The following is a 22,417-nucleotide window of genomic DNA, read 5'->3' as shown; positions in this document are numbered from 1 at the left end:
TTCTACACCTGTTTGCTTGCATTTGCTGTAAACGACGGGGACATCATCTATTCAGACCACTGGATTTTGACACGAAAATTGCGTATATTTTCACGAACATGAGTCCGGCGGGGTCCGGCTCCACACATCACACCTAAGTTTTGAGGATAAAATGGCCGTAGTTTCTCCACCCAAACCTAAAGCCGAATCCGTGGCCAGCACCTTTCCGGCTGACAAGCTGGTCGAGGCGATTGATGCCTGCCGTTGCATTCGGTCTGGCGATACCGTTTTCATTGGTTCCGGTTGCGCGGCTCCGACGCTGCTGATCGAGGCGATGGCCTCGCGGGCCCCCGAGCTGCACGATGTGGAAGTGATCCACATTTTGACCTTCGGCCCGGCGGCTTACATGGCTCCGGAAATGGCCGGCCACTTCCGTCACAATGCATTTTTCACGGGCGGCAATGCACGCAAGCCGGTTAATGAAGGCCGCGCGGACTACACTCCCATTTTCCTTGGCGAAATCCCCGGACTGTTCCTTAGCGGACAGAAGCTGGTGGATACGGTGCTGGTGCAGGTCTCGCCGCCCGACGCCCACGGCTTCTGCAGCCTGGGTATCGACTCCGCCGCCACGCTGAGCGCGGTGCGCGTTGCCAAGTATGTGATCGCGCTGGTCAATCCGCAAATGCCGCGCGTCTACGGTGAAAACTTCATTCACAAATCCCGCTTCCACCGCATGATCAACTTCGACACGCCGCTTCATGAGCTGCCGAAGGAGCCGGTGAGCGATCTGCACGCCAAGATCGGCCGCTACATTGCGGACCTGATTCCCGACCGCGCCTGTTTGCAGCTCGGGATCGGCGGTATCCCCAATGCCGTGCTCAGTTTCCTGCATGACAAGAAGGACCTCGGTATGCATACCGAGATGTTCTCCGACGGCGCCGTGGAACTGGTCAAGGAAGGCGTGATCACCTGCCGTTGCAAGAATATCAACAAGGACAAGATGGTCGCGGCCTTTGTGCTGGGCTCCCGCGCCTTGTTCGATTTCTGTCACGAGAATCCGATGGTGGAATTCCGCCCCGTGGACTACACCAACGATCCGTTCCAGATTTCGCGCAACGACAATATGGTCTCCATCAACTCCGCGATTTCGGTCGACATCACCGGCCAGGTGAATTCCGACTCCATCGGCCACAGCATCTACAGCGGTTTCGGCGGCCAGGTGGACTTCATCCGTGGCGCCGCGCGCTCCAAGGGTGGTCTGCCGATTATGGCTCTGCCGTCCACCACGAAGAATGATACGGTCTCCAAGATCGTCTTCGAACTCGAGCCGGGCGCCGGCGTCGTCACCACCCGTGCCGACGTCCACTATGTCGTCACCGAGTTTGGCGTCGCCTATCTGCACGGCAAGACGTTGCGTGAACGCGCTCATGCCCTGATCGGCATTGCGCATCCCAAGTTCCGCGATGAGCTGCGCTCGCAGGCCAAGAAGGTGAATATCATCTAAGAGAATCCCGATCCCAACACCGGGTGAAGAACAGCAAACCCTCCCAGACTTATGGGAGGGTTTGCTGTTTATCGGCACATGCGCAAAGAAACGGGCGACCCAGTGGGCCGCCCGTTCAAGTTCAAAGCCTTCAAGGTTCGCGCTTACTTGAGGAGCATCGCCTTCTGTGTGAAGTGCACATCTCCGACGCGGGCCTGAATGAAGTAGAGACCGGAGGACAGTCCGGCGGCATTCCAGGACAGCGCGTGATTTCCGGCTGCGAATTGGCTCGAGGCAAGCTGCGCCACTTCGCGTCCGAGAATGTCGAATACCGCAATGTCGACTTGCGATGAGCGCGCCAGAGTGAAGCGGATGGTCGACATGGAGTTGAAGGGATTGGGGTAGAGGGGCTCGAGGGCGAAATCCGAGGGTGCAACCTTTGGATTACCCGCACCCAGTGTGGCCCAATCGAAGCAGGTGTTGCCCCGGGCAGTGGAGGCCTTGGCAAGCAGGTCGGTAAAGTCGAATAGCGAAGGATCGATCACCTGATTGGAAGGCTGCGGGTGCTCGGGATTGTGGAAGTTCAAGCCGCCGACATAGGCCATCCACACATCAATCCGTTCGCCCGGAGCCAGTTCGGTGTGGTCCCCTACGTGGCTTCCCAAGGGGCCCAAGGAGAGTAGATAACGGGTGTCATAGCCGTTGGCGATATCGGGTGCGTTGGGCGACGGCGAGGCCGTGGACCACGCCTGCGGGCCCTGCGGGTGCTCCCCGATCCACTCGGCGTCATTCACGTGAAGCTGATCGAAGTCGATTTCACCGTTGCTCATGACCTGATATTTACGCAGGTCTCCCATCGGCGTGCCATAGGTGTTTGTCCAGCCCATACCGGCGCTGTCACTTTCGGCATAGGAACGCCATGCCGGGCCGTAGTCCAGAGTTGCATCGCCGTTGGAGATCCACCAGTTGTAGGACAGACGCTGATAGGACTGAGTCGGCGTGAGGAACATCATTCCGGTCACGTGCGGGGCGACAAACGGGCCACTGGTCTGGTTCGGATCGCGGCCATCGTTGTCGGCGATGTAGGCTATCTGCTCCGTCGGCTCGAAACCGGTAAGATCATCCACGTGCTGATTCAGCATATCACTGCGGCCCACGTCGCCGTCCACATACTGGCCGACGTACATATCGCGCAGCGTGCTCGACCCGATGTTCTCGATCACATAATGCAGCCAGTAGATGTGGCTGCATCCGGAAGGACGCATGTCCCCGCTGATCTGGGTAACTTTTACGCCGAGCGGACGGTGCGGGCCATCGACCGGATCGTCCGAAACGTATTGCTGATCCGACAATGTGTCCGTGTAGACCGCCACGAGTTCATGGTCAGCCGATGCGGACTCACTGTGTACGTTTTGACCGAAGCAATCGACGGTGTCCAGCCGCGAACGCTCATTGATACCATTCTCGGGACCTTCACCGGGCCAGAACTCCATAATTGCCGGATTCAGCCAGCCGTCCGTAGCGGTGGAAACGCGCGGAATATAGTTGCCGCCGACATCCACCTTTGCACCGATCCACAGCCCCGCCTGAAACAGATACTGTTGCGAGGAACCGCCGGGCATTTCACACTGCGGAGCCCAAGGGTTGGGTGAGCACGGATCATCCAAGGCCGTCATCATTCCCGGCCCGTCATTGCCCATATACCCGTAGTTCGTGAAATTCACCCACATGTCGTTCCACCGGTCTACCCGGTTTTGCGCGTTGGGCCGCGCGAAAGGTTGGGCGATGGCGGAAGAGAGCACAAACAGGGCACAAAGCCCTGTCAGCAAGAGGATGGAAACTGTCCGCATCTTGACCTCCTTGTCGTTAAAGCACGTTGACAGACTACAGAGGAAATCCTTACCGTATAAAATACAGCATGAAATTTCAAAAGTCAAGAGAAATATATCAAATTACCTGAACAGTCGATCCACTACTCCTTTGCGGACATCATCGTTCATGATGTGTGTGCCATTTCACAAATCGGCTCAAAACTGCATGGCGAGCCGGAAGTTAGCGACTGGCAGAAGGTTCCTACCGGAGCAGCAGCGCCTTCTGCACCGCACTCTGACCGGCGGCAATTGCCCGGACAAAATATACCCCCGAGGACAACCCTGAAGCATCCCACCGCACCTCATGGTGGCCCGCGGAAAACGTGCCCGCGGCCAGCGTCTGCACCAGCCGCCCCATCACATCATAGACGTTGATCTGGGTCATCCCTGCGCGACTCACATCAAACCGAATGCGGGTCGATGCATTGAAGGGATTGGGATAGACAGGGGATAGGGTGAACTCGACAGGCGGAACAGAATGCGATTCCCGGGCGGCTAACCACGGTCTGCCGAGTCCGAGCCTCGCCGTCTGCACGTGGGCGCGCAAATCGGTGAGGTCAAACAGTACAGGATCAATGACCCGGTTGCCGGGCTGTGGGCGTTCGGGATTATGGAAATTCAAACCGCCGACACAGGCCATCCACACATCGCACTCTTCGCCGGGATTCAAGCGGTAGATCCGGCGTCCGCTCTGATCAGTGTAATCATACACTCCCGTCGGTCCCACGGACAGCAGAGCACGTGCGTAAGAACCGTTGGCGATGTCGAACGCATTGTCGGGATAATCCGCGCGACTCCACACCTTGCCCTGTTGCGGATGACCGGCAATCCAGGCCGAATCGGCGGTGCGAGCCTGATCATAGTCCTGCTCGCCATTCGACATCAGTTGGTACTTGTGCTCATCGCCCATCGGAGTGCCAAACAGGCGAGTCCATCCCAGCTCCATGCTGTCGCGCAGGGCGTAGTCTTCCCAAGCAGGGCCGAAATCATGCTCGACTTCGCCGTGGGACATCCACCAGTTGAAAGACAGTCGTTCGCGGTTTTCCGGATCTGTCAAAAAACAGAATCCCACGGCATTCGGCACCGTGAAATTGTTGCCTGTCGAATCGCCTTCGCGACGTCCGTCATTGTCGCAGTGATAGGCGACGTTGCTGGCGGGATCGAACCCGAACAGGTCGTCGTCGGAATGGCTTTCGGACGGATCGCGCACTTCGCCTTCCAGCAGAACTCCCAGATAGAGGTTCTTCAGAAAATTGCTGGCGATGTTTTCGAGGTGGTACCTGATCCAGTAGATGTGATTGCCGGGAGCGTCCATCATCGAGTACGTGGTGCGGGTAATTTTGACACCCAGCGGCCGGTGTCCACCGTCTATCGGATCATTCTCCACAAAGCCCGGATCGCGGAAGGTATCGGCAAATACCGTGGTGAACTGGTGGTCGGCCAGCGCCGCCACATCGTGGATATTCTCATCATGGCAGTCGACGGTGTCGCGCCGCGACGTCTCCACGATCCCGCTCTCCGCTCCGCTTACTGGCCAGAGTTCATTGATGGATGGTGACAACCAGCCGTCCGTGGCCGTGCTTACGCGCTTGGTTTCAAAGCCCTGTTCGATAATCAGTCCGCCCACCCACAGCGCGGCATAACCCAGATATTGCTGTCCGGAACCGCCGGGCAGTTCGAGGCCAGGCACGCGGTTGCTGTCACACGGATCTCCGCCTTCAAAGCCGAAGAGGCCCATATCGTTCTGCATGGAAGTCAAGCCTGTCCAACGATCCGCCCGGGCGTGCACCTGCTGAGCCAGAGTGGCGGTGGACAGAATAATGACTAAGGTAAGGGTGGTCAGGATCTTTGAAGTGGGGCTCATGATGACCTCGATGTATGAATTCCCGTGTGCTTTCACAAGGAATAGGCGTATGAGACAAGATACAACACGCAACACCGGAAGTCAAGCGGGATATCCATATGCAAAAGCAGCGGGCTTGACGCCCGCTGCTTAGGATGTGTCATGAGTGATGGCGGTCAGCGCCGGGCTTTGACCACATAGGTGCCGCGCGTACTGTCAGTGGGCACCGGGATTACGACTTGTGTCGCGGTGGTCGTGGTGATGCTGTCCAGATGCCCCGTATTGGCATCGCTGCGCCACAAGGTGTACCCCGCCGGACTGATAGGGAAGCCCAGCGTATCCTGCGTCACAGCATCCCAGCGGAAACGCAGACCGACGTCGGGCACGTTGTAGGCGGTGAGGCCGGCAACGGCGCGCGGCTGCACCCAAAGCTGTCCGGGGCGCGGCCAGTCATGCAGGGAGTCATAGGCCATCGTGGCAAGCTGTGCCGAAAGCGTGGTCATGCCTGCCGAGTCCGGGTGTCCCGCCGTGCGCCAGACGGCCAGAGCCGAATCGGCGCGTTGGAAAATCCGGTCTTCAAGCGGGTACGTGGCGGCCAGCACTCCGCCACCGTGTCCATCCACCAGCATGTAGGTATCGAGAGTGTCATGGAAGCCGGGCTGATGCTGCGCCAGCGTTTTGATGCGCAAGCCCACATCACACAGCGGCGCCGTGGAATCGCCATTTACTTCCGGCGGGGTGGTGCGGGAGGCGACCCAGAAGGGCAGCGCCACGCCGTATTGCACGGCCATCGGGAAGGCCCACAGCGTCGACAACATCGGGTCTTCATTGGTCTGCACACCTTCAATCACACAGGCCGAAACTGACAACCGCCGGCATACTGCGCCATAGGTGGAAATCCACCCGCGCGGCAGTCCGCCTGATGTCCCCTGATAGGGCAGCGGATAGGGGTTAAGTCCGTTTTCATTGTGCAGATCGCGCGCCACGGTGCGGCAGATAAATTTCGCCGTCAGACTGTCCCCGGCCACCGCATTTTCGATGAACGTCTGCGCCCGGTTATGCCGGTAGACGCCGATGCGTCCGGTTTGAGTGCCTGCATAGGAGAAATTCGACCGTACCAACACGCCGGTGCGCGTATCCGATGTGTCGTTGCAGTCATACCGGATGTAGGAATGGGCAAAGGTCTCGAACATGGATGCGCCGCCTTCAGCGTCAATCACGCCGAAGATTGCCGGCTGAGTGTGGCCGTGAATGCGGGTCGAGTCGAGGATTGTCTGAAACTGATTCACCGTCGCGCAGGTGCGCAGCGCCAGCTTGATAATTGTGCCGTCATCGTCCGAACCCGGCACGGTATCCTGCGTGTTCCAGTTATTGGCATCTTCGATGGCAAAGCCCACGCTGTTCACGCCGCCCCATGCCTGCGTATTGTCGTGTGCATTGGCGATGGTGACATACGGGTAGGTGCCGTCATTGAAATAGACAATTTCCTGATCGGGCTGGGAGACGTCACGGTTCTTCCAGAGCAGCGGCCGGCCATTGGCCGTGGCGAACCCGGCGATCACCGCCGTCGTACACTGGCCGTTGTCCACCAGTTGTTCTTCGGCGGGAGTGGTAAGCTGAATATCGCCGCACACCAGTACAGCGGTCAAGCATGCCACAGCTAAAATAGCCATCAAACCAAAACGCGTATCGAAGGGGAGCATTGGAAGATCCCGCTCCTTTCTAATGGCTGTTATCAGTGTTCGGGTTTGCCTTGAGACTTCCCGCGGCGGCAAGACCCGCGCGCACCATCAGGTCCACAGGAATCGGATCATATACCTGGCCATCCACCACCAGAGACTTGTGGAGATGCCCTTTGCCGCGCGGCCCTGCCGGGCAGGCCGGACAGATTTTGCCCTGTGTCGCAGCGCCGTTCAGCCAGCCATCTACAGGAACATTACCCATCCAAATCTGACCGTTGGCAAGCTCCGGATTGGCCGTATCGACCTCGGCCTTCTTTTCCACCAGTTCGACACGGATGCCTTTGGCGGCCAGCTCTTTGGTCAATTTTTCGAAGGCCTTCTGAATATCCTTTGCCTGTACTGCGGTATTCTGGCAGGCGAGACAGGCATCCGTATCTGCCTTCTGCCACTGAATTACCAGCGTCAGGGGAGCCCCCTGCTTGGAGCACGCCGCCAGAATAAGCACCAACAGAGCACCAAATATCAGGAATTTTTTCACCGAAATTCACCTCGGTTAGGGAATTTACTGCAATTCACCGGCCAATGCCATAACGGTGGCACTGCCTGGAATCACGACTGCTACCATCCAAAATACACAATTAGTGCCCCGAGCGCAATATGTCTAAAGCAGAAATCCCAAGAGAATCTCCTGGGATTTCATAAGCAGAGCGTTCTGCACAAACCGCGCTTTATGCGGCCATAATTCAAACAGTTGAAAGGGTCAAGTTCGCAGCGGCAGGGTGTCGCCCTTTCGGCTATTGTGCCATCAGTCCAACTTGCCGAAATAGGTCTCAAACCGGCCCGCTTCGCCCTGCCGTGTCCAGGTGGAAAGCCCCTGTTGCCTGCCCATCTCCACCAGCGGACCGGGTACGAAGGGCGTGACCAGCAAAAAGATTTGCCCTGCCTCCAGCCCCGACAACTCTTGCAGCACTTCCGCTTTGGGATGATGTCCTTGCGCCAGCAGCGGGCGGGCATCTAATTCTTTGACCACCTCGCCGCTCTTCACCCAATCGGGAGCATTGCCGATGGAGCGGCCCGAGGGAGCCGTTTCGGTAACTCCCGCCGCCTGACGCAGGGTCATCACCAACGTCACGGGAGAGGAGTTGTTGGCGGTTGCCGCCTGTTCGAGGGTCAAGGTTCTGGACACCACGTCGCGCAGGGTTGCCGAGGTAAGCCGGGCAAAGCTGGGGACGAGATCATTTACCACCGCCCCAAGCTGGGGATAAGCGGCGAGCACGTCATAAAGCTTTGCATCGGGTGTAATGCTGATGGTCTGTTCGGGCATGACTCAGGCCTCTTCGGTTTCATAGTTCAGCAGCCGCCGCTCGCCTTCGAGTGCGCGGTAGCGTGTCAAATCCATCGTTACTTCCACGGTGCCGAGATAGTCTCCGGCTTCTCCGCGGACCGCATAATAGCTGATGTGCACGAACTTCGGTCCCATGTGAATCCAGAACTCGGCCTTGTCCTGCCGTCCGGCGCGGAAATCGTCGAGGATCTGATTGACCACATGCACGCTCTTCGGGGGATGGCAGAATTGCACCTGCCGTCCGATAATCGCGCGGTCCCGCTGGAAAATCCGCTCTTTGCCCAGCGAGAAGTAGCGCACGGTGTCGTCTTTGTCGACAAAGGTGATGTCTACTGGAAGGGCATTGAACAGCGCCGCCAATTGAGCGACGTCGAAGCTCCCCGTAGGCAGTACAATTCTCCCTTTGGGAATATCGCCGCCTTCGGTTGCGGGCAGATTCTCCGGCACCCAGCGCACCGATGGATCATAGAGGCAGAAGCCGATTTCCGGGCTCTGCTCGGCAATCTCATACCATTCGGTATCCGACAGCAGGTCCATGCACATCGGCAGCAGAATCTGGGATTCTTTCACAATCATGTTCGAAACGGCTTCCAGTGCTGGGCGGAAGGACAACTGCACCAGCGCGCGTGCCTGATCCGCGTCGACGACATCGGAGAGCTTGAAAACCTCGAAGGTCCCTTTGATCAGCGAGCGAACCTGGTCGTCCTTGCCCCACATGACCGTCGGGGGTCCGGTAATCCCCTGCTTTTCCATGTAGGGGAAAAGCAGGTTCTCCTTGCGGCGGTAGTGCTTGTCCACCTCCCACAGTTTGCCGAACAGTTCATGGAGCCGCTCGAAGGGCTCCGCTATACTGGCGGCCTCTGTTGCGGCTTCAATTTCGCCGAAGACCTCCTCGGCATCTCCGATCAGCTCCTCAAGGGCATTGTTCTCCTGTGTGAAGGTATCCACCGGATGGCCGGGAGGGGCCGCCTTGACGCCGGAAAGGTCAATTTGGCCCTTCAACGCCGCCGAATGCACGTCGCACATCCGCAGAACTTCCTCCTGCGGCAGACCTTCGGAAATCAGCTCCTGCTCGACCTGCACCACATCCCCGTAAGGAATCTGCCCCATCAGCCTGACGAGCTGGCTTTTGACGACCTCGGGAGCCGCGCCCTTATGCAGCTCCAGAATCATATGTTTAAGCAGATCTTTCCGTTTTTTTGAATTGTCAATCAATTCACTCATCTATGTGCTCCGGTTAATGGACGGGCTGACTGGGTCTTGCCTTGTTGGACGAACAGATCCAATATACGGTCTGGGAAGCTGGCGGTTTTGATCCGATAATAAATTCCGGCATTTTCTGGCCGGGAACATCGGAGGGGTTCGGGTGTTTGCAATAGAAAGCTCACGGGCAGAAAATACCACAAAGAGTTTGAATAATACGTTCAAAAGCTGTAAATTAGACCCTTCATTGTGCATTCACCCATTTCAGCTCCTAAAGTTCTGAGCCATGGCAAAACCTGAAGATACAGTCCGTCGCCGCACATTGGCCATTTTGGTCGGGGGCGGTCCTGCTCCCGGAATCAACGGTGTGATCCGCTCGGTGACCATTGAGGCGGTGAATTCCGGCCTCCGGGTGATCGGCATCTACGATGGGTTCAAATGGCTGGCTAAGGGAGACGCCCGTACGGTCGATCTGGATATCGAGACCGTCAGCCGGATCCACTTCCTCGGGGGTTCCATGCTGCGGACCAGCCGGGAGAACCCGACCGATTCCCAATCCAAGATGGACGCCATGCTGCGGGTCCTCACTCAGCTCGAGGTAGATTACCTCGTGACGATTGGCGGGGATGACACAGCTTTTACGGCGCACAAGGTGGCGGAACTGGTGGGGCAGCAGCTTCAGGTGGCGCACGTTCCGAAGACGATTGACAACGATTTGCCTCTGTCGGGTGAAATGCCGACCTTTGGCTTTGAAACGGCTCGCCATGTGGGTTCGGATATTGTCCGAACGCTGATGGAAGACGCGCAGACCACGAACCGCTGGTATTATGTGGTTACCATGGGGCGCAAGGCGGGACATCTGGCGTTGGGGATGGGCAAGGCCGCCGGGGCGACGCTGACCATTATCGGTGAAGAATTCCGCGACCGCAAGATCAGCTTCATGACTATCTGCGACATCCTCGAAACCTCGGCGATCAAGCGCCTGGCGATGGGCCGGCCCTTCGGCACGGCGGTGCTGGCCGAGGGTTTGCTGGACCGGATCGACAAGAATGAGCTGATGCGGGTAGCGGATCTGGACTATGACGCCCACGGCAACATCCGCTTCTCGGAGATTGACCTTGGCCGGATGCTGAAGAATGAAGTCAGCCGCCGTCTGAAAGAGCGCGGAATCCCCACGATGATCGTCGCCAAGGACATCGGCTATGAGCTGCGCTGTGCGGAGCCGATCCCCTTTGACCGGGAATATGTACAGGATCTGGGCTACGCCGCGGTGCGCTATCTGCTGAACGGCGGAACCGGCGCGATTGTTACCATTTACCGAGGCAAGATCATCCCGTTGAATTTCGAGGATCTTACCGAGCCGTCCTCGGGCCGGTTGCGGATCCGGCAGGTGGATATCGACTCCGACAGTTACAAAGTGGCGCGGCAGTATATGGTGCGGCTTGAGCCCGCCGACTTTGCCGAGGTCAAGTCCATTGCGCGGCTGGCGCTGATCGGCAAACTCTCCCGCGAGGAGTTCGAACGCCGCTTCCGGTATCTGATCAACGATCCTCCGGTCAAATCGGAAGCCGAGGAGGCCGCGCGCGCTGCCACCGTCAACGGAAAGAAATAGCCGTAATAAGCATGACATGAAAAACCCTCCGGAAGCGGAGGGTTTTTCATTGGGTTCGATCTTACTATGGTGACGACTCACGTCACAAGGTTCGCGTCTTCCGTCTTTGCCGCATAGCCCAGCAGTACGCGCAGCCGCTCGAGTTGGTACTCGGAGATCGCGCTTAGATCTTCAACCTGCGTAAAGCTTGCATACGACGCGGCGAGCATTCGCGCGCGCTCGGTCTTCGCCGGTTTCGGATCCGCCAGCGCATGCAGCGCCGTCATCGCGTAGAGCAGCCGCAGCAGATGATTGAAGCTCTCCCGGTTGAACCACATGACCTGGCCGTAGAGATGCGCGCCAATCAGCCTGAGTACCGCCGGATCATTCAGCATGGTGACTACGCCGAGGAAGCGGCGCGATGCGGCGAAGCTGCGCGCCATCTCATGGTACTCGAGCAGCACGCGCACCTGTTCCACCTCATACCATGCCTGACTCTCCGTCGCCCCCAGCTCTCTGAAGGTGCGTTGCAGCACATCCGACAGCAGCCAGGTATCCAGCTTATCGGGAACACTGATCGTAGCCAGCCAACCGCACAGCACGCGCCAGAACGATTCGGAAGCGGCAAGCCGGGCGGGCACACAGCGCACCAACTGATCGCGCGCGGCCTTGTGCGCCTGCGTGCGGTCAAAGGCCATCTTTTTCGCAGGGGCATGCAGGCACAACGCGGCGTCCGTCAACAGAGTGAGCTTTTCGAGGCTCTCTTCCACATCTGCCACTGCGCCGATGGCTGCTGCCTGCTCAAGGAAGGGCCGCGCCGCCTCGACGAAGCTCGCCACCCGTGCGGCGCTCGAGGCTCCTTTTGCCTGCGATGCCGAGGACTCCAGCAAGGATTTGAAACGGTCCGCCGAAGCGAACTTTTCGAAGGCGGAAATGACCGGAGCGTACACCACGCGCTTGAATTCGCGTTCGATAGACGGTACACCGCGGCCTTGCAGGGCATCACACAGCCGCGACCAGTGCCCGGATTCATCGTCCTTTAACTCGCGGATGTCCGTGAACACCTGGCATTGATACGCCTTCAGGCTCACAAACAGTCCCTGCGAAGCCAGATCCGTGGCGCGGCGCAGATATTCCAGTCCCGACAGGTGATCCCGCAGAATGTAATATACTCCGGGCTCATGCTTCAGATCCAAGCCTTCGCTCAGCGTCTTCTGGATCAACTGCTGGCCGTCACCTGGCACGGCGAAGGCCGCTGAGCGGTGAATCCAGCCGCTGGTCTCCGCATACTTGTTGTGGAAGACCACCAGCGCCCGCGCGTCTCCATAGCCATTGGAGAAGGCGAACACGTTTTCGTCGACCTCGCCATTATTGCGGAAGACATCATACAGCACAAAATGGTCCGCGCCGCTGAAGAGATGCCGTTTGCGCAGGATGGGGAAGAGGTCGCGCTCGTGGCGGTGCACCAGTTCCTCATCGGGCAGCTCATCATAGTAGGCGCGCTGATATTCGTGCCCGTATTTTTCGGTGTAGCCCTCAATCTGCCCGTGCCCGAACATCGGGAGTCCCGGCATGGTGGCCATCATGATCGCCACGCCGAAATACTTGTCCCCTTTGCCGAACTGCGCCACTGCCGTGTCTTCGTCGGGATTGTTCATGAAGTTGACGAAGCGCTGCAAGATGCGCGGGTCGAACTCCAGCAGGTTCTTGATGACCTGGCGGTATTTGGCGTTCTCTTCGAGCTTCAACATGTTCATGAACGCGCTGTTGTACACGCGGTGCATGCCCAAGGTGCGCACAAAGTACCCTTCGAGCAGCCAGAAGGCTTCGGCCAGCAGCAGCGTCTCGGGCTCCTGCTCGGCCACGCGGTCTACCACCTGCCGCCAGAACTCTTCAGGCATCGCACGGTCGAACTCATCTTTGGTCAGGCCGAACTGCGAGCGCGACGGAATCGCGCCGCCCGTCCCCGGCTCGGGATACCATAGCCGCTGATAGTGCTTCCTGGTCAGCGTCATCGCCGCGTCGAAGCGCAGGATCGGAAAACGTTTCGCCACGTCGATAATCTGCTGAATCATCGCCTCGCGCACTTGGGGAATCAGGAAATTGAGCTGTGCGGTGTCATTCCACGGCATGCTGGTGCCGTCATTGCCGTGATAGATAAAGCGCGTATCCCCGTTGCGCTTGTCCACCCGCTGAAACACCACCGCCGCATCGGTCTGCCGCCAGTAACCGTCTTCGATGCGGATCGAAATATCGGGGTCGTCGGAAAGATCCGGTCCGGTGAAACTGTACGCACCGTATGGAGAATAGTTCAGTTGAATAAACCAGTCGGGATGCATTCGCGTCCACACCGAATCAATGCCCATGTGATTCGGCACCAGATCGCTGGCGAGGCGAATTCCCCGCTTCAGGGCGCGTTCCCGCAGATTATCCAGCGCTGCATCGCCGCCTAAGTCGGCGCTGATCCGGTACTGATACAGGGAGTAAGCCGAGGCGACTGCGTCCACATTGCCGCGAATGTGTTTGATGCGGCGCGAGGCTTCGCTGCGCTCCCAGACGCCGATCATCCACAGTCCGGTGAAGCCCCAATGCGCCAGCAGATCCAGCTCCTCATCGGGAATTTCGTCGAGCCTTCGAATCAGGCGGCCATATTTGCGGGACAACTGATCCAGCCACACGTAGATACTCTTGGCCATGAGCACCACCTGTGGCATCCAGTCCTTGTCCGTGCTGAAGCGTTCGACTTCCGTGTTTTCAAAAATTGCGCGGCTGGACAGGCGCTGCAGATAGTCGGGGTCAATCCCCGGCCCGGGACCGCCGCCCTGTTCCTCTTCGCGCACAATATCTTCCGCCGAGAGCAGCAGTAGAACCAAATCTTCGCCCAGCCATTCCACCCAGTTTTCCCGGATGTAGGCAAGCTGTCCCAGAATCGAATGGGGAGCCGCTTTCATTGGCGCGGTGAGCAATTCAAACAGTGTCTGGTTTTTCGGACCGAAGGGGGGCAATGTCGCCAGAAAACTTTCCAGCGCGGTGATCTGTGTCAGGTAAGCTTCGCGGTAGGCAAACTCGCGGTCATCATACAAATCCCGCACGGTTTCGGCGGCAGGATTGATATTGGCCAGATACACCAGCATCGCCAGTTCCAGCAGGCGGTGCCTGCCGTCGACCTCATCCTGCTTTTCTTCCAGATACTGCGGCAGGGTGCGCTCGCCGCGGTAGACGACCAGGGGCGGGTAGTGATCGGCAAAGCTGCGCAGCATCTCGAACACGGTATCCGCCGAGAACTGCTGTTCCAGCCAGCGCTCGGACTTCTCCAGCACTTGTGGCTCTTTTTGCCGGCGGTAGGTTTCCACCACCACGTGCAGGATGTATTGCAGCAGAATCATCGCCTGCACGTGCCCCGGCTTGGCGCCGCGCCCCTGCGGACCCAGCCGCAGGTTCATGCGATACGCCAGTTCTTGAACGGCCAGAGTATCCGGCCGCAGCCTCCTGCCGGACGGCAGGAGCAGGTCGCGGTTAAAGCGATAGCGTTCACGCGAGAGCCGCGAAAGGTGAAAGTCAGAAAAAAAAGAGTTCATGCAGAAGGGGAGAAAGTAACCTCAATACTTTGCTACAAGTATACCATATTTCCTCGACACTTGCAAACTCCGCATCTTGCTTTCACATGCTATGTGATTAATTAAGACATATTCAAGTCAGGACTTGACTTTTCGTGAAAATTCAGTATATTATCCGGTGCGCGCGAGTATCTCAGGTTAAGGAGGAAAAGATGCAAGTGAAAAACCGTTCTGATGTCTTAAACGATTTGGGAAAGTTCATGGCGGTGTTCGGCTGGGTCACAGTGGTAATGTCTGTGCTCCTCGGAGTGGTGGTGATGGGCGCTTTTGCCGAAGTCGTCACACGCCAATCGGGACTGGTGATGGGACTGCTTGTCATCATCATCGGGTCAGCCGGCGGAATCATTATGTCCGCCATGGGGCAAATCATGCAGTATCTGGTGGCCGTAGAACGGCGCATGCACATTCCGTTATCGGACGGTCCAGAATCCGCGCCAGGGTTTGAGGTGACTCAATCCGTGCCCGCGTAATCCTCCATTCAAACACAAAGAAAATGCAGCGCGGGCAGGTCTGATGGACCTGCCCGCGCCGTATTCGGTGTTTGCTCATGGCACAGCAAGTGGTGCAACTACGGATTGATCTTGGGGTAGTCGCGCAGCTTGCTGCGCTCTTCTGTTCCGGGCGCGGATTGAGGTTTAGTAAACATCCTCCCTCCCGCATAAATCACTCCCGACACCCCCAGCCCCACGTAAATCGGCTCGATCCCGAACGGATACGTCCCGCCCATATACACCTGCCAGAGTTGCCAGAAGAGCGACACCAACCCTGAGGCGATCATTCCCAGCACAACGAACCGGCGGGGATAGGCATGTTTGCCCGACCATGAGGTCAGCGTGGGAAGAAGCAGGACCGGGGCGGCAATCGAACCCAGGCCATGCCACAGATTGACAATCGAATCGGACGCCAGTGCCAGTAGCGTGGCGGCCACGGTCGTCACCAGCAGCCAGCGCCGGACCAGCGGCTGCACCTGATTCGGATCTCGTGCGGCGCTGCCCTTCCAGATGAGATCCTGTCCCAGAGTCTTTGCCGCCAGAAAGGTGTAGGCATTTACGGTGCTCATGATGGTCGCCAGCAATGCCGCCAGAAAGAAGCCGAAGGCTCCTACCGGCAGCACCAGCCGGGCCAACTCGGGGAAGGCATAGGAGGGGTCCTTCAGATCCGGCAGCAGGGCGCGGGCATAGAGGCCGGTGGTGGTGGTCATGAAATCGAAGATGGCCCAGAAGACAATCGCCATCAAGATTCCCGGCAGCGCGGTGCGCTCCTTTTCCAGCGCCGAAACCCGCTCATAAAACAGTGGTTCGATCAGCGTCGTGGACGCAATAATGTACCACACGAACACGGCGGCAAAAGCCTGTCCGCCCAGGGGTGTGAACAGTTCCGGTTTGACATTCGCCCGCAGGAAACTGATGCCGCCATAGTGCGAGCCGAGCATCAGCACCATCATCACAAAGCCCGCGTACATGATGATGAATTCGAAGACGTCCGTCCGCACCACGCTCCGCAGTCCGCCGGCATAGATGTAGATTGTCGAGAACAGCACCGCGGCCAGCAGTCCGGCGGGGTAAGTCCAGCCGAAAATCCACGCGGTCATCTTGCCCGCCATCAGCAGATAGGCGGCGGGCATGGTAATCACGACAATCACCAGCGCGCCGATCCGTGCCGCGCCGCTGCCATAAACGGTTTCCAGCCGGTCGGGAATCGAGTAGTTCTTCGTGCGACGCGCGAGCCGGGCAAAGAAGATCGCAAAGATCAGCGCATGGAGATAATAGGGCACACCGAACACAAACCAGTTGGAGAGGCCGTAGTTGTACGAGTACTCGCTGACCCCTAAGATACCGCCGTACCATGCGGACACCAGAGACATGATGAAGGCCGGAGCGGTCAGCTTCCGGCCCATCAACAGGTACTCTTCAACCCCATGGCGCCGCCCACGCTGCACGAGGCCGATGATCAGCACGGCCACAAAATACAGCGCAGGAACGGCGATGTCCAAAGGATGAAGGCGGAAGGAGGAAGGCATGGGGGAAACCAAAAACCAAAAATTAAAAATGAAAAACTAAAAAGGGAAAACCGCAACGTTAGCGATCTACTTTTTAGTTTTTCATTTTTGGTTTGTCATTTTCTAAAATTCCACGGACATGGTGCTGTAGACCGCGCGCGGTGCGCCGGTGATGTAGACCGGCTCCGTCCAGCCCCACCAGCCCGCGCTCTCATAGGTGCGGTTCAGCAGGTTGTTGACGCGGAAGCGAAGTTCCGCCGACTGTGCCGCGCTGCCAAGATGCGTGAAGCGGTAACCGAAATCCGCATTGAGGAGGGCGTGGGCCGGAATGGCGGTGCTGGCATCTTCGGTGTTGTCGATAAACTGCTTGCCCAAGGCCTGCACGGAGGGCATGAAGAAAAATCCTTCATAGTCAAACCGCGCTTTGAAATTCAGGATGAACGGCGGGTCGAGGGCCAGGCGATTGCCGTCATGGGAAATAAAGGTTGTGCTGCTCGTCCATTCCTTGAAGTGCACAAAGCGGTGATCGGTGAGGGCCACATTGCCCGAAAGGTTCACCCAATTGACCGGAGAGTACGCGCCGGAGACCTCGATCCCATTGTGCTTGGTCTGATCGGCATTGCCAATTACCGGACGGCCCAGATTGTCCAGACCGCCGGCCCAGATCAGCTCGTCGTGGATCCGCATGGCATACAGGTTTATACCGAGCCGTCCGCGCACCCATTGCCAGTTGGTGCCCAGTTCCAGATCCTGCATATTTTCCGGCATCAGGCCGGGACCGATGTACTTGTAACCGCCCGGTGTGCTGCGGAAATTTTCGGCCGCCACATCGGGCAGATTGTCGCGGGATTGCGGGTCGTAGATGTCATTGTATGCGGGTTCGCGGTCGGCTTCGGAGAGATTGACATAGACGCTGGCCGCGGGGGTTCCGGTCTTGCCATCGGGTGTCAGGAACTGATAGCTGAGGCCCACGCGCGGCGCGGCAAAGGCCCATGCCTTGCTCCAGGTGACGCCCCACAGGCGGTCCCGGTCCATCTGATAGCTAAGGGTGCGCAATTGCAGATCCGCCATAGCGGTCAGGTTTTTCGAAAGATTAAAGAGGTTATGCACATACACCGAGCCGGCATTCTTGCGGATGCGGTAATCGTAATAGCGGTAATCCGGACCCGTGTTGGCCGGCTGATACTCGGACCAGACAATCTGGCCGTCGTGGTGTGCCTGATGGATGCGCAGTTCGCCGCCCACCGTAGTTTCGCCCCAGCCGTGCTCGATTCGCGCCCGGGGAATCCAGCCCCAATCGGTCTCGCCGACATTGCGCCGCCGCAGGAGATTGAATTCCACTTGCGGCGAGACGGCGGAATAGTAATAGTCGGAAGGAGAACCCGCCGTGCGGAACTGGTCGTAGTAGCCGTCGCCGCGGAACAGGTAGAGGGAGTTGTCCAGTTTCACCTTGCCGGAAATCTTCCACTCGTCGTGCAGTTCGTAGTGCGGCTGGAAGAAGTTGTCGGTCTCGCCGGGATAGGACAGCGGATTGTATTTGCGATTTTGCGCCAGTTCGGCCAGCGTGGCTCCGTCATAGGCGAGGTGAGTCTTTTCGGGGCCGCCATAGAACACCACGCGCGTGGTGTGCGTCTTGCCGAAGCGCGCGGCGGAGAGATAATAGCTCCAGAGAGTCGCCCAGGACTGATCACGGTAGCCGTCGGTGCTCATGCGCGTCAGCCGTCCGGAGATACCGTATTTGTCCTGCAACCGTCCCGATTCGAACATCACCATTGCACGGCGCGTATTGAACGACCCATAGGTGCCTTCCGCGCGCAGGGTGGGGTGGTCATAGAGGCCCGGAGTGCGCGTCACCACATTGATGGTCCCGCCGAAGGCGGCCGGGCCATAGAGGGATGATCCCACACCGCGCTGCACCTGCACGTCCTGCAAGTCTTCGGCAAAGTCCGGCAGGTCGATCCAGAAGACTTCTCCGGTGCCGGCGTCGTTCAGGGGCGTACCGTTGACTTCCACGGCCACGCGGCTCTGGGGAAATCCGCGCATCCGCAGATAGGAATAGCCTGTACCGTTACCGCCGTCCGAATAGGCGATCACATTCGGCAGTTCGGTAAAGAGCAGCGGCAGATCCTGTCCGTAGGTGCTCTGCTGCACTTCCCGCTGGTTCATGTTGGTGTAGGTGATGGGATCCTTGGTGGTCGCCCGTGTGCTCAGGACCGTTACTTCCGGCATGTTGTAGCGGGGCTGTTCCTGCAAGTACTCTGCCGTGGTTTCTCCCGCGACCGACGGCTTGAGTTCAATGGCGACATTGACAACAGAGGCCGAGTCGGCAAAGGTCTGCTCGAAATTGTAGATATGATACCCCGGCGCGGAGATCACGACACCATAGATTCCCGCGGAGAGGTCAGTAAACCGGAAGCGGCCATCTTTGTCGGTGGCCGTTTCCACATTGAAAGCCGGAAACTTCACCATTGCTCCGGCGACCGCATATCCGTTGGTGTAGTCCTTTACCGTTCCGCGAATCTCGGCAGCGAAGGAAGTTGAAGCCAAAAGCCAAAAAGCTAAAAAGCCAAAAAGCCACCCCCATCTAACTTCCCCCACCCCCATCCCGGCCTTCCCCCACTGAAGTAGGGGAAGGAGACGAGAGCAGAACCCCCTTCTGATTCCCTCTTTTTCTAAGGGGGAAGGGTCGGCGGGTCGGGGGGGCAGACCTCTATCCCCTTTGTGATTGTGCTGGCAGACCTCTATCCCCCTGCCCCTTTCCCCACCCCTCTTGTGTTCCCCCCACTGAAGTAGGGGGAAAAGAGGGGAAAGGGGAGCAGAGGAGGTTTCCCTGCGGATTTCTGCTTGGGAGGTGGATATGGGATGGCTGACGTGGATAGCTCTTCTCAACATGTTCATGATCACGATCCTCTGTTTTACACAACAAAAAATGGCTGCAACCGAAAGCGGTTGCGGCCATTTTGCACTGGAAGCGGAATCCAGCCTGTTACGCAAAACTGACTCGCACCGTTTCCTCCGCCGGCATTACCCGGATCAGGTCCCAAGGGTCTATCTCTCAGGCCATCGTGCAGGTTTCCCCGTGATGACCACCCCTACGGTTGCGTGATCTCAAATGTAAAACAGTGCAGCCAGAATGTCAAGTGCGTTCAATCTGCTCGGCGAGACCGTGGCAACTCTTGCGGATGGGAACATGACCGCTGGGGAGCATCATCTGGGTTTTGATGCATCCGCGCTGGCATCGGGCGTTTACTTGTATCGCCTTGAAGGAGAGGGACTGTCAGCGTGCCGGAAGATGGTTCTCCTGAGATGAATGGCAACTCCAAAGCGCTGTGTCAAAGAGGACGTGAAATGTCTACTTTAACGCGGTGGATTGTCGCTATTATTTTGATTATGGGTGAGATATGATCCCGAAACGGACAAATATTAGAAGATTTTGAGATCTGTTAATGCGGCCCAACAGGGGAGAAGGCAGGGTCCATTGTGGTATGCTGCTGCCCCGTGCCTCCTCAGAAATCTGAATATTTTGCACCTGTCGGGATTTACGCTGTTTTGAGCGTCTGTTCTATACACTAAAGCGGTATTAAATATTACTTTGAGCAAACATTTGAACTGAACATCCGGGAAAAAGGACTCGAGTATTTTAAGTGGTAGTCCTTCCGGCGGTTTGGAAAAGACTTGACTCGGTAAGAATAATTATGTAATTTAACCAGACAAAATGGATCTGATTTAGGGGATTGTGACATGTTGGTTTCACTGCAAGCAGACTATGCACTCCGAGTGCTGGTAGACGTCGCCATGCATCAGGCACGCGGCACCGCCGTGGTCACCCGGGAGATTGCCGACCGGCAACACGTACCTCGAGTATTTCTCACCAAGATCGTCGCCCAGCTCGCCAGTCATGGCATGCTTCGCACTCAGCGCGGCAAAGGCGGCGGCGTGATGCTGGGACGTACACCGGATGCGATCAACTTGCTGGACGTGATCGAAACATTCGAAGGAAGCCTCCAGTTCAACCAGTGCGCGCACGATCCGAAGTTCTGTGTGCTTTCCAACGGGTGCATCATCCGTGGCTTCTGGCGCACAGCCGAGAGACATTTGAAAGAGTTTTTCCGCAACCGCACGTTGTCGGATCTGCTGGTGCTGATCGCCAAGGCGGAAGCGGAAGACACTCAGGGAGTTCCCGCGTCGTTCGAAGAGTCGGATGACCTGCGGATGATGCCGATGGTGCAGGCGGAAATCAGCCGCACTCAACCGACGGCATAGCCATACTTAGCACGGATAACGGAGAACGACTGTTGAATAGTCTTGAGATCAAAAACCTTCACGTCGCGGTGGAAGGCAAGGAGATTCTGAAGGGCCTCGACCTCGTAGTGCCCGTCGGAGAAGTCCATGCCGTGATGGGACCTAATGGCAGCGGTAAGTCTACGCTTGCATCGGCTATTATGGGGCACCCGCGCTATGAAGTGACCGGTGGCGACATTTTATGGAAAGGGCAGAGCCTGGTCGGTTTAGAGGCCAACGAGCGCGCTAAACTCGGCCTGTTTTTAGCCTTCCAGTATCCGCAGGAGATATACGGGGTATCTGTGACCAACTTTCTGCGGTTGGCCATGACCGAGAGATTCGGCAACACTCCATCGTTTGCCGAGTTCAATAAGGAGTTGAAGAAGTGGCTCGAGCTGCTCGAAATCACTCCGGAATTTGCGAAGCGCTACCTGAATGAAGGTTTCTCCGGTGGCGAAAAGAAGCGCAATGAGATCCTGCAGATGGGGATGCTCAAGCCGGAGATGTCCGTGCTGGACGAGACCGATTCCGGTCTGGATATCGATGCCCTGCGTATCGTGTCTAACGGTGTCAACGCTCTGCGCGGCCCCGATTTTGGTGCGCTGGTGATCACGCACTATCAGCGTCTGCTTAACTATATCGTGCCCGACTACGTGCACGTGCTGGTGAATGGCCGCATTGTCAAAACCGGTGACCGCACGCTCGCTCTCGAACTCGAAGACCAGGGCTACGACACTATCCGGGAAGCTTCCGAAGCCTGAAATCAAAAGTACTGAAATCAGAACCCCCTTCTGATTCCCCCTTTTACAAAGGGGGAATGATCAGAGTCTCCCCCTTAGAATAAGGGGGGATAAAAGGGGGGTATGGCTGTTTCAGTCTTTCGGCACCTGCTTAATAATGCATTGGCGGAATAGGGCGTTCTAATTATGGAGTGGTCCTATGGAAGCAAAGAAGTTCTTGCTGGCGTCTGCGGCCGCCTCGGGTGTGCTGGCTGCGGGCAGTCTGGTCTGGTACGGTTTGCTGCGCGACTTTTATAAGTCGCAGTCCGCCCGGGGTGGCCACAGGTCCCGGCCATCTTTAAGCGCAGACACTCTGGCCCGTGTGGTCTACGGTGTCGGCCTCGCGGTGACGTATCCACGGTCACGGTCCAATGCTCGCACGCCGGAAGGCAAAGGCTTCCGGACCGGGCTTTTGGTCGGCGCTCTGGCCAGCATCCCATCCAGTCTTTCCGAATACGGCGGGAAGCGCATGAGCCTGCGCGCCGCACTGGCCACGGCAGGTTTTGAAACTCTGCTGGGCGGTCTGGCCGGATCTCTGGTGGGCAGCATCTATGGCTACCCGGTGAACCGGCGGACGGATGAAGACATGGCGGGGTATGTGTCGATTGACCGTGAACCTGCTGAAGGCCCCATCGAGGACGAGCCTGTGCATCATTTTCGCAAGCAGGGTGCGCGGGCGCACAATGGCCGCTAAGCGGAACGCACGCCAAGGCCAACATTCCGGCCTGCTTTTGGCGTTTCCGC

15 protein-coding genes and 1 riboswitch are annotated in these 22,417 nt (G+C 57.7%); of the genes, 6 read left to right on the top strand and 9 right to left on the bottom strand.

Annotated features, from left to right (window positions below):
- Positions 1-151: 151 nt before the first annotated feature.
- On the top strand, positions 152-1,483 hold the full coding sequence (locus VGL38_05015) for an acetyl-CoA hydrolase/transferase C-terminal domain-containing protein (protein ID HEY3294774.1): 1,332 nt from the start codon (positions 152-154) through the stop codon (positions 1,481-1,483).
- A gap of 143 nt (positions 1,484-1,626) precedes the next feature.
- Here VGL38_05015 and VGL38_05010 read toward each other — a convergent pair whose 3' ends face one another.
- From VGL38_05010 to VGL38_04985, 6 genes are all read right to left on the bottom strand, one after another.
- Complete coding sequence (locus VGL38_05010) at positions 1,627-3,312, bottom strand: T9SS type A sorting domain-containing protein (GenBank protein HEY3294773.1); 1,686 nt, start codon at positions 3,310-3,312, stop codon at positions 1,627-1,629.
- A gap of 223 nt (positions 3,313-3,535) precedes the next feature.
- Positions 3,536-5,197, bottom strand: a complete 1,662-nt coding sequence (locus tag VGL38_05005; protein ID HEY3294772.1) for a T9SS type A sorting domain-containing protein — start codon at positions 5,195-5,197, stop codon at positions 3,536-3,538.
- Positions 5,198-5,352: 155 nt separating this feature from the next.
- Positions 5,353-6,825, bottom strand: coding sequence for a hypothetical protein (locus tag VGL38_05000; GenBank protein HEY3294771.1), 1,473 nt, complete (start codon positions 6,823-6,825; stop codon positions 5,353-5,355).
- Between the two features lie 73 nt (positions 6,826-6,898).
- On the bottom strand, positions 6,899-7,396 hold the full coding sequence (locus VGL38_04995) for a DUF2703 domain-containing protein (GenBank protein ID HEY3294770.1): 498 nt from the start codon (positions 7,394-7,396) through the stop codon (positions 6,899-6,901).
- Between the two features lie 267 nt (positions 7,397-7,663).
- Entirely contained in the window at positions 7,664-8,182 is a 519-nt protein-coding gene (locus VGL38_04990; GenBank protein HEY3294769.1) for a DUF2249 domain-containing protein, read from the bottom strand.
- A 3-nt stretch (positions 8,183-8,185) separates the two neighbouring features.
- Positions 8,186-9,427 carry a DUF438 domain-containing protein gene (locus VGL38_04985; GenBank protein ID HEY3294768.1) on the bottom strand — a complete coding sequence of 414 codons (1,242 nt, stop codon included), beginning with the start codon at positions 9,425-9,427 and terminating at the stop codon, positions 8,186-8,188.
- Positions 9,428-9,692: 265 nt separating this feature from the next.
- Between VGL38_04985 and pfp the strand changes: the two genes are divergently transcribed.
- Positions 9,693-11,018, top strand: a complete 1,326-nt coding sequence (pfp, locus tag VGL38_04980; GenBank protein ID HEY3294767.1) for a diphosphate--fructose-6-phosphate 1-phosphotransferase — start codon at positions 9,693-9,695, stop codon at positions 11,016-11,018.
- A 77-nt stretch (positions 11,019-11,095) separates the two neighbouring features.
- Here pfp and VGL38_04975 read toward each other — a convergent pair whose 3' ends face one another.
- Positions 11,096-14,575 carry an alpha-amylase family glycosyl hydrolase gene (locus VGL38_04975; protein ID HEY3294766.1) on the bottom strand — a complete coding sequence of 1,160 codons (3,480 nt, stop codon included), beginning with the start codon at positions 14,573-14,575 and terminating at the stop codon, positions 11,096-11,098.
- A gap of 197 nt (positions 14,576-14,772) precedes the next feature.
- Between VGL38_04975 and VGL38_04970 the strand changes: the two genes are divergently transcribed.
- Positions 14,773-15,084, top strand: a complete 312-nt coding sequence (locus VGL38_04970; protein ID HEY3294765.1) for a hypothetical protein — start codon at positions 14,773-14,775, stop codon at positions 15,082-15,084.
- 98 nt (positions 15,085-15,182) lie between these two features.
- Here the strand turns inward: VGL38_04970 and VGL38_04965 are convergent, their stop codons facing one another.
- Entirely contained in the window at positions 15,183-16,634 is a 1,452-nt protein-coding gene (locus VGL38_04965; protein ID HEY3294764.1) for a sodium:solute symporter family protein, read from the bottom strand.
- 102 nt (positions 16,635-16,736) lie between these two features.
- A complete protein-coding gene (locus VGL38_04960) occupies positions 16,737-19,160 on the bottom strand; it encodes a TonB-dependent receptor (protein HEY3294763.1) in 2,424 nt (807 codons plus the stop codon).
- 446 nt (positions 19,161-19,606) lie between these two features.
- A riboswitch (TPP riboswitch) is annotated at positions 19,607-19,717 on the bottom strand.
- Between the two features lie 637 nt (positions 19,718-20,354).
- Here VGL38_04960 and VGL38_04955 point away from each other — a divergent pair.
- The 3 genes from VGL38_04955 (at position 20,355) to VGL38_04945 (ending at position 22,367) form a co-directional block, all read left to right on the top strand.
- A complete protein-coding gene (locus VGL38_04955; protein HEY3294762.1) occupies positions 20,355-20,876 on the top strand; it encodes an Rrf2 family transcriptional regulator in 522 nt (173 codons plus the stop codon).
- Positions 20,877-20,905: 29 nt separating this feature from the next.
- Positions 20,906-21,655, top strand: a complete 750-nt coding sequence (gene sufC, locus VGL38_04950) for a Fe-S cluster assembly ATPase SufC (protein HEY3294761.1) — start codon at positions 20,906-20,908, stop codon at positions 21,653-21,655.
- A gap of 178 nt (positions 21,656-21,833) precedes the next feature.
- The gene (locus VGL38_04945; protein ID HEY3294760.1) at positions 21,834-22,367 is read left to right on the top strand and encodes a hypothetical protein; all 534 of its coding nucleotides are present in this window, start codon (positions 21,834-21,836) and stop codon (positions 22,365-22,367) included.
- Positions 22,368-22,417: the final 50 nt, after the last annotated feature.

The sequence above is a fragment of the bacterium genome, from assembly GCA_036504735.1.
In the GTDB taxonomy this organism is placed as follows: Bacteria; Electryoneota; RPQS01; order RPQS01; family RPQS01; genus DASXUQ01.
Note: the sequence above shows the minus strand (reverse complement) of the source record. Positions and strands in the feature narration are given on the sequence as shown.

What these genes read in the sequence shown, in the direction of transcription:
- VGL38_05005 (HEY3294772.1), bottom strand. Translation starts at nt 5,197, where the DNA reads ATGAGCCCCACTTCAAAGATCCTGACCACCCTTACCTTAGTCATTATT.
- VGL38_05015 (HEY3294774.1), top strand. Translation starts at nt 152, where the DNA reads ATGGCCGTAGTTTCTCCACCCAAACCTAAAGCCGAATCCGTGGCCAGC.
- VGL38_04990 (HEY3294769.1), bottom strand. Translation starts at nt 8,182, where the DNA reads ATGCCCGAACAGACCATCAGCATTACACCCGATGCAAAGCTTTATGAC.
- VGL38_04975 (HEY3294766.1), bottom strand. Translation starts at nt 14,575, where the DNA reads ATGAACTCTTTTTTTTCTGACTTTCACCTTTCGCGGCTCTCGCGTGAA.
- VGL38_04985 (HEY3294768.1), bottom strand. Translation starts at nt 9,427, where the DNA reads ATGAGTGAATTGATTGACAATTCAAAAAAACGGAAAGATCTGCTTAAA.
- VGL38_04955 (HEY3294762.1), top strand. Translation starts at nt 20,355, where the DNA reads ATGTTGGTTTCACTGCAAGCAGACTATGCACTCCGAGTGCTGGTAGAC.
- pfp (HEY3294767.1), top strand. Translation starts at nt 9,693, where the DNA reads ATGGCAAAACCTGAAGATACAGTCCGTCGCCGCACATTGGCCATTTTG.
- VGL38_04945 (HEY3294760.1), top strand. Translation starts at nt 21,834, where the DNA reads ATGGAAGCAAAGAAGTTCTTGCTGGCGTCTGCGGCCGCCTCGGGTGTG.
- VGL38_05010 (HEY3294773.1), bottom strand. Translation starts at nt 3,312, where the DNA reads ATGCGGACAGTTTCCATCCTCTTGCTGACAGGGCTTTGTGCCCTGTTT.
- VGL38_04965 (HEY3294764.1), bottom strand. Translation starts at nt 16,634, where the DNA reads ATGCCTTCCTCCTTCCGCCTTCATCCTTTGGACATCGCCGTTCCTGCG.